Annotated in this window: 13 protein-coding genes and 3 pseudogenes; 13 read left to right on the forward strand and 3 right to left on the reverse strand. The window is 62.3% G+C overall.

Annotated elements, in window-relative coordinates; all coding sequences use genetic code 11:
• Positions 1 to 600 precede the first annotated feature (600 nt).
• Both QTI17_RS30555 and QTI17_RS30560 read right to left on the reverse strand, forming a co-directional pair.
• Complete coding sequence (locus QTI17_RS30555; RefSeq protein ID WP_286537571.1) at positions 601 to 1,404, reverse strand: transporter substrate-binding domain-containing protein; 804 nt, start codon at positions 1,402 to 1,404, stop codon at positions 601 to 603.
• A complete protein-coding gene (locus tag QTI17_RS30560) occupies positions 1,398 to 1,628 on the reverse strand; it encodes a hypothetical protein (RefSeq protein ID WP_286537573.1) in 231 nt (76 codons plus the stop codon). Before QTI17_RS30560 ends, QTI17_RS30555 begins: the two co-directional genes overlap by 7 nt.
• Here QTI17_RS30560 and QTI17_RS30565 point away from each other — a divergent pair.
• Genes QTI17_RS30565 through QTI17_RS30575 form a run of 3 tightly spaced genes read left to right on the forward strand, consistent with a single transcriptional unit; the run spans position 1,627 to position 2,278 of the window.
• On the forward strand, positions 1,627 to 1,923 hold the full coding sequence (locus QTI17_RS30565; RefSeq protein WP_286537575.1) for a hypothetical protein: 297 nt from the start codon (positions 1,627 to 1,629) through the stop codon (positions 1,921 to 1,923). The two genes, QTI17_RS30560 and QTI17_RS30565, sit on opposite strands and share 2 nt — an antisense overlap.
• Positions 1,890 to 2,102 carry a hypothetical protein gene (locus tag QTI17_RS30570; protein ID WP_286537577.1) on the forward strand — a complete coding sequence of 71 codons (213 nt, stop codon included), beginning with the start codon at positions 1,890 to 1,892 and terminating at the stop codon, positions 2,100 to 2,102. Before QTI17_RS30565 ends, QTI17_RS30570 begins: the two co-directional genes overlap by 34 nt.
• The gene (locus QTI17_RS30575) at positions 2,099 to 2,278 is read left to right on the forward strand and encodes a hypothetical protein (protein ID WP_286537578.1); all 180 of its coding nucleotides are present in this window, start codon (positions 2,099 to 2,101) and stop codon (positions 2,276 to 2,278) included. The genes QTI17_RS30570 and QTI17_RS30575 overlap by 4 nt, the downstream gene beginning before the upstream one ends.
• 53 nt (positions 2,279 to 2,331) lie before the next feature.
• Here the strand turns inward: QTI17_RS30575 and QTI17_RS30580 are convergent, their stop codons facing one another.
• Entirely contained in the window at positions 2,332 to 2,730 is a 399-nt protein-coding gene (locus tag QTI17_RS30580) for a hypothetical protein (protein WP_286537579.1), read from the reverse strand.
• Positions 2,731 to 3,504: 774 nt separating this feature from the next.
• Here QTI17_RS30580 and QTI17_RS30585 point away from each other — a divergent pair.
• The 10 genes and pseudogenes from QTI17_RS30585 (at position 3,505) to QTI17_RS30630 (ending at position 14,029) form a co-directional block, all read left to right on the forward strand.
• Positions 3,505 to 4,347 carry an MFS transporter gene (locus QTI17_RS30585; protein WP_286537580.1) on the forward strand — a complete coding sequence of 281 codons (843 nt, stop codon included), beginning with the start codon at positions 3,505 to 3,507 and terminating at the stop codon, positions 4,345 to 4,347.
• A 194-nt stretch (positions 4,348 to 4,541) separates the two neighbouring features.
• Positions 4,542 to 4,814 carry a helix-turn-helix domain-containing protein gene (locus QTI17_RS30590; protein WP_286537581.1) on the forward strand — a complete coding sequence of 91 codons (273 nt, stop codon included), beginning with the start codon at positions 4,542 to 4,544 and terminating at the stop codon, positions 4,812 to 4,814.
• A gap of 4 nt (positions 4,815 to 4,818) precedes the next feature.
• Positions 4,819 to 6,168, forward strand: coding sequence for a type II toxin-antitoxin system HipA family toxin (locus QTI17_RS30595; protein ID WP_286537582.1), 1,350 nt, complete (start codon positions 4,819 to 4,821; stop codon positions 6,166 to 6,168).
• A gap of 143 nt (positions 6,169 to 6,311) precedes the next feature.
• Positions 6,312 to 7,320 (forward strand): annotated as a pseudogene (locus QTI17_RS30600) (phosphate acyltransferase); the annotation flags it as partial.
• A 498-nt stretch (positions 7,321 to 7,818) separates the two neighbouring features.
• A pseudogene (locus QTI17_RS30605) lies at positions 7,819 to 8,103 on the forward strand (transposase); the annotation flags it as partial.
• Positions 8,104 to 8,226: 123 nt separating this feature from the next.
• Positions 8,227 to 8,720, forward strand: a pseudogene (locus QTI17_RS30610) (integrase core domain-containing protein); the annotation flags it as partial.
• 151 nt (positions 8,721 to 8,871) lie between these two features.
• The gene (locus QTI17_RS30615; protein WP_286537583.1) at positions 8,872 to 9,591 is read left to right on the forward strand and encodes a Crp/Fnr family transcriptional regulator; all 720 of its coding nucleotides are present in this window, start codon (positions 8,872 to 8,874) and stop codon (positions 9,589 to 9,591) included.
• A 119-nt stretch (positions 9,592 to 9,710) separates the two neighbouring features.
• Entirely contained in the window at positions 9,711 to 10,403 is a 693-nt protein-coding gene (locus QTI17_RS30620) for a Crp/Fnr family transcriptional regulator (protein WP_286537585.1), read from the forward strand.
• 353 nt (positions 10,404 to 10,756) lie between these two features.
• The gene (locus QTI17_RS30625; protein WP_286537587.1) at positions 10,757 to 11,632 is read left to right on the forward strand and encodes a methyltransferase, TIGR04325 family; all 876 of its coding nucleotides are present in this window, start codon (positions 10,757 to 10,759) and stop codon (positions 11,630 to 11,632) included.
• A 1,260-nt stretch (positions 11,633 to 12,892) separates the two neighbouring features.
• Positions 12,893 to 14,029: a sensor histidine kinase gene (locus QTI17_RS30630; RefSeq protein ID WP_286537588.1), complete on the forward strand. Its 1,137-nt coding sequence runs from the start codon at positions 12,893 to 12,895 to the stop codon at positions 14,027 to 14,029.
• Positions 14,030 to 14,888: the final 859 nt, after the last annotated feature.

Below are 14,888 nucleotides of genomic sequence, written 5' to 3' on the forward strand. Positions count from 1 at the left end.
CACGGCAAGGCGGTCGACAATGCGGGGTCCGACGCAGCATCAGGCACGCGCAAGGTCGGCAACGAGATTGGCGAGAAGATTCCGGGTACGACCCAGAATGAAGCAGTCAAGAAAGACGCTGCCAAGCCCTGAGCCCTGAGCCCTGAGCCCTGAGCCCTGAGCCCCGGGCCATTCCCGAATCGAGATACGCGCTTTCGGCGGGTCTTTCTTTTCTAGTCGGGATTAGCTACCCAGCCGGACCGTGCCGCTCGCAGACGTGGCCACCGGCGGGTCCCGTCCTAGCGATCGAACGGTAGCAGCCGGGCCACTGCAGTTCCTTCGAGGGGTCGCCTGACAGCCCTCGGCGACCGGGCTTGCGCCACGCATTGCATGACGCCTTTTCCTGCTCTTGACCTGACTATTCACGAACGAAGTAAGCGGCGCCGGCCCGTCGTCTCTTGCACGTACGTGCCGAGCGGTTCGAGTTCCAGTTCAATCGCAGCGACGACGGCGGAGAGATGCACCTAGCTCAGCGAGTCAGACAACGACCGCTGTGAGCCAGTCAATTCCGTCAGGTGCAGATCCGCAGCCCATCAGCGACGTTCGCTGGCTTGACGCCGCCTATTTGCGCGGCGCGAACCACTTGTCGTAGAACTGCTCGTACGTCCCGTCCTGGTCAACCTCGATGAGTGCCTCGTTGATCCGTTTGCGCAGCGGGCTGCTGAGCGCAACGACGAGGCCGTACTTGTCGGGCCTGAACACAGGGCCGACGACCTGCAGCGTGCCCTTGCCCCAAGTGGCGGACCAATACTGCAGTGTCGGCGCATCGAAGACGACTGCCTGCACCTTCCCGCGCATGAGCAGGTCCACGCCGGCAGCGGTGTTGGTGATTTCCACGACTGGCAGGTGCAATCGCGCGAGGTAGTCGGCCGCGATGGTGCCGCGCACGGTCGCGATCGTCTTCCCGGGCAGGTCGCCCGGGCCTGCAATGCTGGATCGCAGCCGATGCACCGTCTGCGATGAGGTGACGGTCGCGGTCAGTTGCGCGATCAGCACAATCCCCATCAGCCACACGCACGCGATCACGAGCCGCCTGAGCGCGCCCGGAGCGCTTCGCTCGCCGTGCTCGCCGTGCTCGCCGGTGGCCATGATCAGCGTCGTGTTCCAAATCTCGTTGCCGACGCCCGCCGCGTAGCCCCTTCCGAGTTCCGGATCGCGCCTTCGCTCGATGAACCAGAGCACGTTGGCCCACAGGAACACCAGCACGAGTGCCGCAACGAACAGCTTCCCGATGGCATTCCAGGGTATGGCCAGAAGCGTCCCGAGGACCGGACTTTCCTCATCGGCGCGGACCATGATCTGCAGGCCGGAGTCGAAATAGGATTGCGTGCAGTCGACGATCTTCTCGCGCTCCGGTGTCAGCACGATGGCCGAGATGGCGACACGGTGGCCACGCGCAGTGGAGCGGCGGGCGCCGCCGCTGCCTCGGCCGCGAACGAAGGTGCGGCGAACAACAACGTCAGCAACATTGACGCGAGGCGTGCCGAATCTCGGGTCATGGTGTTCACATCCAGGTTCATGTGTTGCAACGAATTGTGATACCGCAGGAAGGCACCGGCTTGTCCTTTCGGATCCAACTCCGCGTACATGTTCGTGCCGGTGAAGCAGACGAATCCGGAGGAAGTGCTCGTCCTGATGCAAGGTAGCCGATTCGGTGTTCCCGTCAAGCCCGAGAACAAGGATGGACGCGCCGTCACGACAGTGGGGCGGCGCCCCATCGATGCGCGGCGGCAAGTACGTGGTCAAGGACGAAGAAGCCAGGGCATGCTCACGCTCGATGAGGCGTTGAAGCAGACGCTGCAGGCCTTCGGCGCGCGAATGGCCGCGGCCACCGAGAAGTTGGGCGAGACATGCCGGGCTTCGCGGGCTGGCGCTACCTGCTGAGCCCGATCCACGCAGCGCCGGACATCTGTGTAATCTGCTGGCGACGCAGAACCGCAGAACCGCAGAACCTGCACCTGCACGGCGCGGGTGCCGGGGTCTATCCGGATCGCGATCGCACGCGCTGGCCAGCGCACTCGAACACGCTGAGCTTCGTGGAGATCGTCTTGGCGATGAAGTGAGGGATGGCCATCGCGCCGGAAAGGAATCGATTCAACAGGCGCTGGAGCGGCTCGCGCCCGAGGTGCGTGCGGGCGCGATCGGGCAGACCAAGGCGAGCTCCTTCGACCGAGGGATGTTAACCACGGGGATGACCCGCAGCCCGTTGCGGGCGGTCGAGGCGCGGCTGAAGATCTGACGCAGGCTCAGATCAGCCCCGCGCACGCCGAAATCGGGTCAATGGGTGGCGGCTTACTTCTTGGCCGCCGCCTTGGCATCACGCGCTTCGACCCTGGCCTGCCCCGCAGTCGCGGCCTTGCCGCCGCTGGCCTCAGGATTGATTTCGGCAGTCTTGGCTTCGTCGCCCACCGGCTTCTTCACCATGCCCTGGGACTTGGAGTTGGCCTTGTTCTGGCCTGCCACGGCAGCCTTGCCGCCGCTGGCCTCAGGATTGAGTTCGGCACTCCTGGCTTCGTCGCCCGACGGCTTCTTGACGTTGCCTTGCGGGCGACTTTCCACCTTGGCTTGGGCCCGATTTTGCGCCTTGCTGTTGGTCACGGGTTGTTGCTCCGACGATGCGCCTGCCGGATTTTGCGCATAGGCGCCTGCTGCGAACAGGCCGGTGATCATGACTGCGAGAAGTTTGCTCATTGATGTCCTTGGGAGTTGGTCGATTCGCCGCACCATCAACAGATGGTCAGACCACAACAATGCTCGTGGCCCCACGGTTGATATTACTTCGCAAACGACGTCAACGGCGCAATGCTCCGCGGACGACCGCCGGCATCGGAATCGAGGAGCCTCCCGGTGCCGGGTTGGGGCGTCAGACTTTGGTCAGGAACGAGGTTCACGATGCGAGCTCCTCAATGGACCTTTCAGAGGAAGGTCTTTGCCCGCTTCGGCGGGCTTTTTCATGAGGGCTGCGTGGCAGCAAATCCGCGTGCAAGTAGGGTCAGGAACGAGCGCTACGCCTGCTGCCCGTGACTCAGAACGGACCAGTAGCCGTCTTTCGCGCATGTGATTTCTCCGAATGCGGGCGCTCGATGGCGGCGCCGCCATCAGATGTGCGCCCGTCGCAGCGCCGTGTGAATGGCGTCCATCAGCTGCTGTTGGGGGTCCGGCTTCTGCAAGAAGTCCATGGCGCCGTCTCTGATGGCCTGGACGGCTGCTGAGATGTCTAGGGTGCCGCTGATAGAAACGATTGGTAGGCTGACCCCCCATCACGCGCAGGCGCTGTCGTAGCTCGAGCCCATTCATGCGCGGCATGCGCAGGTCACCTCGAAGACTGAACAACTGCTTTCCGGCGTGAACGCGATGGCGCCGCCGGTTGTCGGTTTCGCGCGTTAAGACTTGCCAAGCGCCATCCCCGAGGGCCTCCGATAGTCCTTCACCATCTCTGGCGTGATACGGTAGGGCGTGATCCACTTGTGCATCGTCTTCGTGGCGCTGGCCATCGGCGGCGCCGCCTGGATGGCGGTGATGGCCACTTTCAATTCCGCGACGCAGTCCAGCTCGCCGCCCTGGGTCCGTTCACGCGCCGTGGCGCTGCACACGCTCAGTGCACTGGGATCCTTTGCCATCGGCTCGGCCTTCTGGGGTGCCGTGTCCGGCATCGCCGGGCTGGCGATCGCCCTGAGCATGGCGGCAAGTCGTCATGGCTGGCGGTGTGTTCTCGCGCGCTGGTTGCCGTTGCGAATGGGCGCTTCGCAGGAGGTCACGCCCGTCGCGCTCTGGAACGATCTCCTGATCAAGAATCAGCCGTTGCCGGGAGATGGCCCGGTGTCGGTGGAAATCTGCTACTGCATCCGTGCAGGCGAGGCCGATGAGTTCCTGAACGCCGTGACTCAACTGCGCGCCTCGCGGCGGCGCGACGGCGCCACGCTCTGGCGCGTCTATCGCGACCTCGGTGACCCGTCGCGCTATATCGAGCGCTTCATCGTTTCTTCGTGGGCCGAGTATCTTCATCAGCGCGCCCGAGCGACGCTGGCCGATCAGGAAGCCGAAGCTCGCATACGGGTGTTCTTGCGCGAAGGCGAGACGGTAACGACCCAAGCACTACATCGCAGAGCGCTGAAGCGGCCGATTGGGGCATGGCTTGCGAAGCCGCCGATGCCAGCACCCCCGCCCGCTGGCGAAGGTCGGCGCGTGGGGCGCCGACCTCCTTCCCGCCCACCGATTGTCATTCCTGAGTGCGCACGGAGCTACGCGTTTGGAAATCATGGCATCAAATCGTGGAAGGCTCGGGCCAGTTTTGCAGACCATCCCTAGGGTTTCATGTCGTGTCTTCTCATTTCCCCTCGCAAAAGCGGAGCTGCCTGACGCCAGGTTGGCCTCCAAATGAGAAAGAGCCTCCTTGCGCCTCGGTACAAAGCAGAGGTTGTAAACACAAAAAACAAACCATATTGCGTATTACTAAAAAACATTGTATAGTTTGTAAACGCAAAAAACAGCTCAAACCTTGTATGCCTGACTTCGTCGTTCGCACGCCCGAGCAGTTGCCTTGCCTCCTCCAGGCGTTTCGCAAGCAGAGCGGCATGACTCAGGCCGAGGCCGCCGTTCGACTGGGGGTGACGCAGCAGACGATGTCCGCACTGGAGCGGAACGCGGAGAAGGTCAGCGCTGCCCGCCTGATGAAGCTGCTGAGCATCTTGGGTGTTGAGTTGGTGCTGCGCAAGGACGAGGCACCCGCAGCTCCCCAGTCGGTCGGCGCCGGCGACTCCACTCCGATCTGGTGAGCCCATGGGTCGACGTTCTCATACCCAAGCGCTCGGCCTCTGGATGAACGGGGCTCGCGTAGGTACTTGGCGCATCCATCCTCAGACAGGCGACGTCTTGGAGTACGACGCAGAATGGGCCGTTGCGAAGCAGGGCCGCCCCCTGTCACTGTCCCTCCCCTTCATGCCGGGTGGTGCGCCGCATCGCGGCGAACGGGTTCGAACCTACTTCGAGAATTTGCTGCCCGACAGCGACGACATTCGAGCCAGGATCGCGAGGCGGTTCCAGACCAGGTCGACCGAGGCCTTCCCGCTGCTCGCCGAGATTGGACGCGACTGTGTAGGCGCATTGCAGATTCTTCCGGACGGCGAAGTCCCGGCAGGCGTGGGGCCAGTGCAAGCCTCACCTTTGGATGAGAGCATGGTCGCGCAGGTGTTGCGCAACACCGTGTCGCCTGCGCTCCAAAGTCTTGGCGACGATGACGACACGTTCCGGATTTCGATCGCGGGCGCCCAGGAGAAAACTGCACTCCTGCGTTTCGATGGCAGATGGTGCATGCCCCACGGGGACACGCCCACAACGCACATCTTCAAGCTCCCACTGGGCCTGGTTGGCGGGATGAAGTACGACATGAGCGGCTCAGTCGAAAACGAGTGGCTCTGTTCCTTGATCCTGAAGGCCTACGGCGTTCCGGTGGCCGCTTGCGAGTCGCTGGAGTTCGAGGACGTGAAGGTCCTGGCGGTGGAGCGCTTCGACCGCATCTGGTGGAAAAGCGCCGCAGGCGACATGCGGCTCATCCGACTTCCTCAGGAGGATATGTGCCAGGCCAAGGGCGTGTCGCCGTACGCAAAGTACGAAGCGGACGGCGGCCCCGGGATTGACAGCATCATGGAGGTGCTGGATGGGTCGATGTCCCGCGAAGATGACAAGCGGACCTTTTTCCAGGCGCAAGTGCTCTTCTGGATGCTCTGCGCGACCGATGGGCACGCTAAGAACTTCAGCCTGTTTCTGCGGCCCGGGGGCCGATACCAGCTCACGCCGCTGTACGACGTTTTGTCGGCCTATCCCATCCTCGGCGATGGACCGGGGAAGCTATCGCCTTTCAAGGCCAAGATGGCTATGGCGATCCGCTCCAAGAATGCGCACTGGAAGATGCGGGAAATCCTGCGCCGACACTGGCTGGCTGTAGGTGAGCGGCACGGGGTGACCACCCCAGACGGGCGCGGCTCGGGTTCGGTGATCGACGACCTGGTGAACCGCACGCCGCAGGTGATTCAGCAGGTGCGAGCTCAGTTGCCGAGAGACTTTCCGGAATCCTTGGCCGAACCAATCCTCAGCGGGCTTCAGGAAGCTTCCCGCAAGATCTCGAACTGACGCTCACATCTTCGGTCGGGGCCTGATCGCTTTCGGTGGATCGCCGCCCAGAGCTTGGGCTTCCAACGGCAGGCTGGCGCGGGCGATGCGGATCGGATCGGGTTCGCCGGTGATCGTCACGACCACCCGAGTCCAACCGTTGGCTGGCGTACTGTGAGGGAGAGGAAGAGCGCGTACTGCGTGCGGCGCAGGTCGTGGTCGATGAAGGGATCGCCCGGCCGACGCTGATCGGCCGCCCGGCCATCATCGCGCAGCGCATCGAGAAGTTCGGCCTGCGCCTGAAGGAGGAGCTCGACTACGACATCGTCAACGTCGAACAGGATCGTCGTTACCGGGAGTTCTGGCAGACCTATCACCGCATGGGCGAGCGCCCGGGGCGTGACCGTCCAGACCGGCAAGATCGAAATGCGTCGCCGCCTCACGCTGATCGGCGCCATGCTGCTCCACACTGGCGATGTCGACGGCATGATTTGTGGCACCTGGGGAACCACACAGGTGCACCTGCCCTACATTGACCAGGTGATCGGCAAGCGCCCCGGGGGAGCGGACAGCACCGCGCAGGACATCCCCATCTTCGCTTGCATGAACGGGCTGGTACTGCCGGACCGCCAAGTGTTTCTTGTCGACACGCACGTCAACTATGACCTGACGCCCGAGGAGTTGACGGAGATCACCGCGCTGGCCGCCGGAGAGATGCTTCGGTTCGGCCTGAAGCCCAAAGTGGCTCTGCTGTCGCATTCCAACTTCGGCAGCAACAACTCGCCCACGGCGCTCAAGATGCGCAGGACCCTCCAGTTGCTCCTGATGCAGGCACCTTGGCTCGAGGTGGACGGCGAGATGCACGGCGACGTGGCGCTTGATGGCAAGCAACGCGCCGCGATGATGCCGCGCAGCTCGCTTGCTGGAGACGCCAACTTGCTCGTGTTCCCCAATTTCGACGCCGCGAACATCGCCTACAACCTCCTGAAGACGGCTGCCGGCGGGAACATATCGATCGGCCCGGTCTTGCTCGGAGCGGCGAAGCCTGTGCACATCCTCACGCCGAGTGCAACGGTGCGGCGAATCGTCAACATGACCGCGCTGACGGTCGCGGATGCGAATGCAGAGCGCTCAGAGGAATCCGCGCCGGTTCGAGAGCAATTGCTTTCCTGAGAGTTCGACGCGCTCGAGGACCGCTTACAGACTCGAAGCAGACTCGTCGGCTCGAAGTGCGACTGACCGGTGATGGCCGAGATGGCATGGACACCCCACTTTTTGGCGACGGATAGCCACCGAACGGCTGGCGTGCCAGAGTGGGGGTTTCACCCCTCACTTCCGACTGGAGGCCCGGCATGAATGCGATGTTGCCCACTTGCATGACGGAGGCAGCTCATGAAGATGCGTCCGGGCATCGCGTGAAGATGATGGCACCGCAGTTCGTCAAACCATCTGACAGCAGGCAGACGCCGAGGAAAGGGGGCGTCCATTCCAGTAAGACTGCAGCCGATACCTGTTGAGACGGTCACATGAGAATCAGCTTGGCAAACCGGGCGGTGTCCATATAAGGCTGTGTGGAAACTCCCTTGATGGTCGCCTATATTGAGCCAACCCGTCTGAACGAGGTGGTGGCCCATGAAGAGATTCATCGAAGGCGAAGATCGCCAGCAGGTGATGCTGCTGCCCGAATGCCTTGACGACTGTATCGGTGAGGAACAACCCGGTGCGAGTCGTCGATGTCTTCGTCGAGGAATTGGACCTGCAGGCACTGGGCTTCGAAGGCGTCGAGCCAGCGGCGACGGGCCGCCCCTCGTACCACCGGCGGTGCTGCTCAAGCTCTACATCTACGGCTACCTGAACCGCCTCCAGTCCAGCCGCCGCCTGGAGCGCGAGGCCCAGCGCAACGTCGAGATGATGTGGCTCACCGGCCGCCTGGCGCCGGACTTCAAGACCATCGCCGATTTCCGCCACGACAACGGTCCCGGCCTCCGCAACGTCTGCAAGCGCTTCATTGGCATGTGCCGAGAACTCAAGCTGTTCACGCACGCCATCGTGGCCATCGATGACAGCAAGTTCGCCGAAACGTGCAGCGACCTGCGCTGGTGTTCCGACGGTCTGGAAATCAAGTGCGACTCGGGCCAGACGGTGACGGCCACCCTCACCAAGGACTGCTGCGACCGGGAGGTGATGGCCTGGCGTGCATATGGAGGGCAAAGGGCGACCGGGCGAGCCAGTGCGCGAGATGCTCATCGAAGCCGTGGAGCGCCGCTTCGGGGCGGTGGATACGGTCCCTGCAGGTCATGAACTGGAGTGGCACGCTCGTTGGGCCTGAGGCCCTCATACGCCCGTTCGCAGCCCGCAAAGCAACGGCATGGCCGAGAGCTTCGTGAATACCTTCAAGCGCGACTACGTGGCACGCATGGACCTGCGTGACGCGCGGACTGTGCTTGCGCAGTTGCCGGTGGCCTTCGAGCACTTCAACGAGGTGCATCCGCACTCGTCGTCGAAAATGCGCTCGCCTCGGGAGTTCAGGCGGCAGAAAGGCCGCGGGGACTGACATGGCGCTTTATTGCGAACAGGACGGGGCCGGAAACACGGGGGCAACATCATCCGTACTGTGGTTGTCTGTCCGCTAGCGTACAGACGATGCGTCCGAAATCTATACTAGTTGCGTCGTCGTAGTGGCATCTTTTTGGTGATCCCCGGCGCCGAATGGTGGAGTCCGAGATGGTCGCAGCCCCCGATGCCGGAGAAAATCGTCTGCTCGCGTCGTTGCCCGATGCCGAACTGCGGCGGTGGCTGCCTCAACTTGAACGTGTGGACCTGCCGCTCGGCCATGTGCTGTACGAGTCTGGTGCGACGCTCAGCCACGTGTACTTTCCGACAACGGCGATCGTCTCGCTGCTCTACGTCCTGGAAAATGGCGCTTCGGCGGAGATCGCCATCGTCGGCAAGGAAGGAATCGTCGGGATCTCGCTTTTCATGGGAGGCGAAACCACCCCGAGCCGTGCAGTGGTGCAAAGCGCCGGCAAAGGGTTCCGGCTCAGCGCAGACGCACTGAAAGTGGAGTTCAATCGGGCCGGCCCCGTGCTGCACCTATTGCTCAGATATACCCAGGCGCTGATCACCCAGATGTCGCAGACGGCGGTCTGCAATCGCCACCACTCCCTGGACCAGCAGCTGTGCCGTTGGCTTCTATTGAGCCTTGATCGTCTGACGGGTGATGAGCTTGTGATGACCCAGGAACTGATTTCCAACATGCTGGGGGTTCGCCGTGAAGGCGTGACCCAGGCAGCGCAGCAGTTGCAAGCCGCAGGCCTCATTCGCTACGTCCGCGGGCGCATATCCGTCCTTGACCGCGAGGGTCTGGAGAAACGCTCTTGCGAATGCTATGCGGTGGTGAAGAAAGAGTACGACCGCCTGCTTCCAGACGATCCAGTCGAATAGGCGGCAAATCGACGCGCAGGGCGCATACTCTCCCTATCCACTCAAACGGTATTCGACCCCAGCGTTTTGCTCCTGTTCGCCTCCGTCGTTCGGAGGCGCGAGCAACATGGGAGGCCCATATGGCCACGGTCCAGAATCACCTGATCAAGCTGCTGCCGCGCAGCGATCGCGCGAGATTCCTTTCAAGCTGCGAAGAAGTGCAACTCGTCCTGGCGGATGTACTGTGTATGCCTGGCGAGGCGGCACCCTACGTCTACTTTCCCGTTGACGGCTTCATTTCGCTGGTCGCGACGACTGACGGCAGTCCCTACCTCGAAGTCGGAATGGTTGGCCGCGAGGGCATGGTCGGCGCGCATGTAGGCCTCGGTGTGATGACAGCCCCACTGCGCGCTGTGGTGCAAGGGTCGGGCTCATCGTGGCGTATCAGCAGCCAAGCCTTCCAAAGAGAGGTGGCAGCCAGCGAGGCCTTGCAGCGCGTGCTGGACCGTTACGTGTGCGTCCTGATGAACCACCTGACCACATCGGCGACCTGCCTTCGCTTCCATCAAATCGGGCCGCGGCTCGCGCGCTGGCTGCTGATGAGCCACGACCGGGCGCATTCCGACAACTTCCGCATGACGCATGAATTCCTTGCCTACATGCTGGGTGTGCGCCGCGTCGGCATTACTGCCGCGGCCGGTGTGCTCCAGAAGAGTGGCTTGATCGAATACACGCGAGGTGATCTCACGGTACTTGATCGCATCGGCCTCGAAGCGGCAGCATGCGGTTGCTACGCTTCTGACCGCAAAGCCTACGCGGACTTGCTCGAGTAGACCAAGGCCGATTCGTCGGCGATCGATCGCTTCAAGTTTTTTGAACGCTTTGTTCGCCGCCGCACAGAGCGCCCGGAGTGTGCGCGATATGGTTGTGCTCCCGGTTGCGCGCGGGGAAGGCCTATGACCACGTCGAAGGCTTGGCGAAGAAAACGGCGCAGATCATCACGCTGTTCGCCCTGTCGAACCCGTGGATGACGCGGTGAAATTGATGGAGGTCAAGGGATGAGTGCGTCTGCGGGGCTCGAACCGCGCTTGCAAGGCGGCCGCAGCGGCTGCCCTGCGCTCCAAGAGTCGTCGGTGGACGTCACCCAGTCCAAAATATCCCCACCTCGGGGACATAAGGTGCCCAGATGCCACTGCGTAACGCTGCTCGCGCTGTTCGCGCTGTTCGCGGACTATTCGACGGGCCTCTGGCCCGGCCAGTACTACCGCAATGGACGGTCGAGCATTTCTTGTCAGGCCAAGGTGCAGGTTTTCACTACGGTGTATTTGGGACCTTCGAACAGGCCAGGGCCTGGCTTCCTGCGAGCAAAGAGTTTGAAAACGCGGCTCTTGCCACGGAGTACCTCGCCTCCCGCGCGCGAAGAATATCCACCTATGACTACCCAGTCCTGCTCTGGCTTCTGCGCGCCATTCAGGGTGATGCGACCAGCGTGCTCGACATCGGCGGCTCGGTAGGAGTGCACTACTATGCGTACCGCCGGCACATCCAGTTCCCCGCAGCCTTGACGTGGCGCGTGGTGGAGGTTCCAACGATGGCTGCTATCGGGAGGAATCTCGCGACCACCAGTGCCGCGACGGCCTTGTCATTCGCGGAGGAGTTGACGCACGCCGTCATGTCAGTAAGCAGTGACATCTGGCTTGCGGCTGGCGCGCTGCAGTATATGGAGGACGCTCGACCGCGGGAACTCCTGAAGCGGTGCTTCGAACGGCCAAAGCATCTCCTCTTGAACAAGCTGCCGCTGTATGAAGGCGACGATTTTGTGACGACGCAGAATATCGGCTCAGGCTCGTTCGCACCTCTGCACGTCTTCAATCGGCGGCGATTGATCGAGGAAATCCAGGCGCTGGGCTACTCGTTGCGGGATAAGTGGCTAGTCCCCGAACATTCCCTGTACCTGCCTGGCCATCCCGAGCGCTCCTTGTCATGCTTCACGGGGCTGTATTTCGTGGACTGTCACCGCTTGTCGATTGCCTCGCGGTTGACCAGCGCCGAAGCTCGCTGAGCGAATCGAAACCAAGTTCGACCCGTCCAGCAGCACGCCGTGCAGGCATGGCGCGTTGAGCGGCCTCGCTATCGCCAAAGGGCGGGGCTTCGGCCTGTTCCAATGCAGCCTGGGACGCGCATGTACTCCTGCCGCTCATGGGCTGCACGAAGAACCGACTCCGCAGTCCAAGGTGGTGTCGCAGTCGCATGTTTCTCGATCTCAGCGCAAAGGGCCTTGTTCAGCACCGGAACAAGGCCGCGAATCAGCCTCTCGCCTGTGGTGAGCACCACCGCGCCGTGCACGGCTTCTGGGAGCACCCGCCCATTCAAATAGTCATTGACGAGTGTTTCAGCAGCAAAGATTGAGAGTGACATGGTGTCGTATCGCCCATTGACATGACGACACACTGGCGGTGTCCGAAGCGGGCCGATGTGCGACAGCACGCCGATGCGAAGTGCGAGCGCAGCGCATCCGTCCAGTTCAACTTACTGGCTCCGCAGGAGCCTCCGGCAGCCCGTCGTCCACCACGGTCCCCGGGAAGAGGGCGAATGGATCTGTCTCGTCCGCGCTCGGCGCGTTGACGCGACCGGGACTTTCCGGAGGTGCCTCGGGGCAGAGGCGTTCTGTATCTTGCTCTCGGAGCCACTCCCCGGCCGAGGGCTGGCGATGGCCTTCGTCCTTGGACAACGCCTGGATCACGTCGACTAAAGCAGTGCGAGAGGTCATACACCTCGTATCGCTTCAAGGGCTGCGCCTGCGCGTAGGTCCGAGACGCGCTTACGGAATGTGCTCACCCTACAAAGATCGTTTATGAACGGTCCCCCGACGGGCGATCGCAGTGCGAAGTCGTGCCCTCCTCCGCATTCGAATCCACCTTCATCCTCCCGCTGTGAGGCAAGGTCGGCACTCAATGAATCTGATGGAAGATCCGGCCGCCCGGGGCGAAGAGTTCTTGCAGCCTGCGGACCTCGACGAGCCCTTCACGCGGGGTACCCACCCAGCCACAAAAGGGCGCGTTGACCACGGCGCCAACAGGCCATCTCCGCACCGAAGCTTTGGAACTCATCCCGCGCTCAGAGGTCTTACACATACCGGCGTTGATGAGGGGCAATCGTCTGCCCCAGCGGACCTCTCGGCAACGCTATGTGGGGTAACGCACAGATGCAAAGCGCAGAATGTGGGAGATTGTCAGGAATTCGTGGGTATGCACGGGGACACCGGCTTTCCCCGCCGAACGCTTCGACTTTGTCGAAACCGGGGCCACTCACGGAGGACAACATGCACCGCTTCTTATCCAATAATCGGGACGACCTGATTGCACGCTGCAAGGCGAAGGTAGCGCAGCGGCCAAGGCGGGCCGCGACCGCGGTGCAACTCGCCAACGGCATCCCATTGTTTCTGGACCAGCTGATTCAAACTCTGGAAGCACAGGACAACGGCGAGGTAGACGAGAGCTTCCGGATTTCCGGCGCGGCGGGCGGGGACGCCGCCGCTTTGTCAGAAATGGGGCTGAGTGCGGCGGCGCATGGCAAGGAGCTCCTGGAACTTGGCTATTCGGTGGACCAGGTCGTGCACGACTACGGCGACCTCTGCCAAGCCATCACGGACCTCGCCGTGGAGCGCGATGCGCCGTTCTCCGTCGATGAGTTCCGGACGTTGAATCGCTGCCTGGACAACGCCATCGCTGATGCCGTCACCGAGTTCGGCTTCTGGCGTGACGCTAGCGTGGCTCTCCAACAGTCCGCCGAGGAGAATGAGCGGCTCGGCATGCTTGTGCATGAACTGCGAAATCACCTGCACACCGCATCGCTGGCGTTTGCGGCCCTGGAATCAGGACGCCTTCCCATCGGGGGTTCGACCGGAACGGTGTTGAAGAGGAGCCTGTCCTCGTTGGCGGCCCTACTCAACCTGTCCCTGTCGCAGGTCAGGGCGGCAGCCGAACCGCCAGAAGAGGCGTTTTCGCTCGGATTGTTTGTGGCGGACGCCAAGAATGCCGCTTCGCTCGACGCGAGTGCCAAGGGCTGCACCTTTTCGGTTGCCGATGTCGACGTCTCCCTCGGCATCGCTGGGAATCGAGAACGGTTGTTGGCCGCCTTGGTGAACTTGCTTCACAACGCATTCAAGTTCACGCATGCGAATACAGAGGTCGCGCTTGTCGCCTATGCCGAAGGCGACCATGTTCTGCTCGACGTGAAGGATAACTGCGGAGGCCTGCCACCGGGAACGACCACGTCGATCTTTCAGCCGTTTGTGCAGGTCGGTGACAACAAGAGCGGGCTGGGCCTCGGCTTGTCCATCGCGCGGCGGAACGTTGAGGCCGACGGGGGGGTGTTGACCGTCAGGGACCTGCCGGGCGCGGGGTGCATCTTCACCATCAAGCTTCCGCGCAGGCAGCTTCACGAGCGCCCAAAGTAGGCTGGCTGGCTCGGCGAACCGGTCGATCCCGTATGTCTGGACCGAGAGCCGCGTAGTTCTCGGTCGAAGAGTCTTTCCATCTGTCGAACGCGGGATGTATGGGCTGCCGTGAGGCAGTACTGGCGGCACATTGGGTTGGATCAGGCGTGCGACCTCCTCGCGGCTGAGCACCACCGGCAGCTTCTGGGGCACACGAACGGGTCTCATCTACGGCAGCCACTCACTCCGTCAGATTGATGAGGAAGATCACGATGGCGCGCTGATTCCTTCTACGGTTTTTTATCCGCCCGAAGGTGGTGGGTGAGTTACGCTGGAGTAGCAATCCTGATGCTGGCCCTCGCGCTCTGACGCCGCGTGCAGCCCAAAGCGGTCTTTGCTCCCGCGCGAAAGTGACGTACGTTCAGGGCCGCCCCAAGGCAAAACGCCCCCGAGCGGCGGAGGACCATTAGGACCCAGGTCGGCGTTCATCTGCTTGAGATGCACCGCTGCTTGCGGGGGAAGGCCGATTCGTTGGCAATCCATCGTTTCTCAAGTTGTTTTGACGCTTTGTTCGCCGCCGCACAGAGCGCCCAGAGCGTGAGCGATATGGTTGAGCTCGCGGTTTCGACCGGGAAAGCCTATGACCACTTCGAATGTTGCAGCCCAAGCCCTCGTGCGTGCACGCCTCAGCGGGAGGTCGATGGGTGACTCCGCGGCCGTATGGTTGGCTGGCAAGCGGCTGCAGGGCGAAAACGCTCCAATATTGGATCAATCGCTTCTATGAGGGCTGGAATGTCAAGGCCTTCATGGCGGTCGATCGTCAAGACTGAGCGATCGAAGGTCGGGAACCGGTGGAAGTCCGAGTCCGTGCCCGGACGAG

This window comes from Variovorax sp. J31P179 (assembly GCF_030316985.1).
GTDB lineage: Bacteria > Pseudomonadota > Gammaproteobacteria > Burkholderiales > Burkholderiaceae_C > Variovorax > Variovorax ginsengisoli_B.

What these genes read in the sequence shown, in the direction of transcription:
- QTI17_RS30595 (WP_286537582.1), top strand. Translation starts at nt 4,819, where the DNA reads ATGGGTCGACGTTCTCATACCCAAGCGCTCGGCCTCTGGATGAACGGG.
- QTI17_RS30580 (WP_286537579.1), bottom strand. Translation starts at nt 2,730, where the DNA reads ATGAGCAAACTTCTCGCAGTCATGATCACCGGCCTGTTCGCAGCAGGC.
- QTI17_RS30625 (WP_286537587.1), top strand. Translation starts at nt 10,757, where the DNA reads ATGCCACTGCGTAACGCTGCTCGCGCTGTTCGCGCTGTTCGCGGACTA.
- QTI17_RS30560 (WP_286537573.1), bottom strand. Translation starts at nt 1,628, where the DNA reads ATGTACGCGGAGTTGGATCCGAAAGGACAAGCCGGTGCCTTCCTGCGG.
- QTI17_RS30590 (WP_286537581.1), top strand. Translation starts at nt 4,542, where the DNA reads ATGCCTGACTTCGTCGTTCGCACGCCCGAGCAGTTGCCTTGCCTCCTC.
- QTI17_RS30615 (WP_286537583.1), top strand. Translation starts at nt 8,872, where the DNA reads ATGGTCGCAGCCCCCGATGCCGGAGAAAATCGTCTGCTCGCGTCGTTG.
- QTI17_RS30620 (WP_286537585.1), top strand. Translation starts at nt 9,711, where the DNA reads ATGGCCACGGTCCAGAATCACCTGATCAAGCTGCTGCCGCGCAGCGAT.
- QTI17_RS30630 (WP_286537588.1), top strand. Translation starts at nt 12,893, where the DNA reads ATGCACCGCTTCTTATCCAATAATCGGGACGACCTGATTGCACGCTGC.
- QTI17_RS30565 (WP_286537575.1), top strand. Translation starts at nt 1,627, where the DNA reads ATGTTCGTGCCGGTGAAGCAGACGAATCCGGAGGAAGTGCTCGTCCTG.
- QTI17_RS30570 (WP_286537577.1), top strand. Translation starts at nt 1,890, where the DNA reads ATGCCGGGCTTCGCGGGCTGGCGCTACCTGCTGAGCCCGATCCACGCA.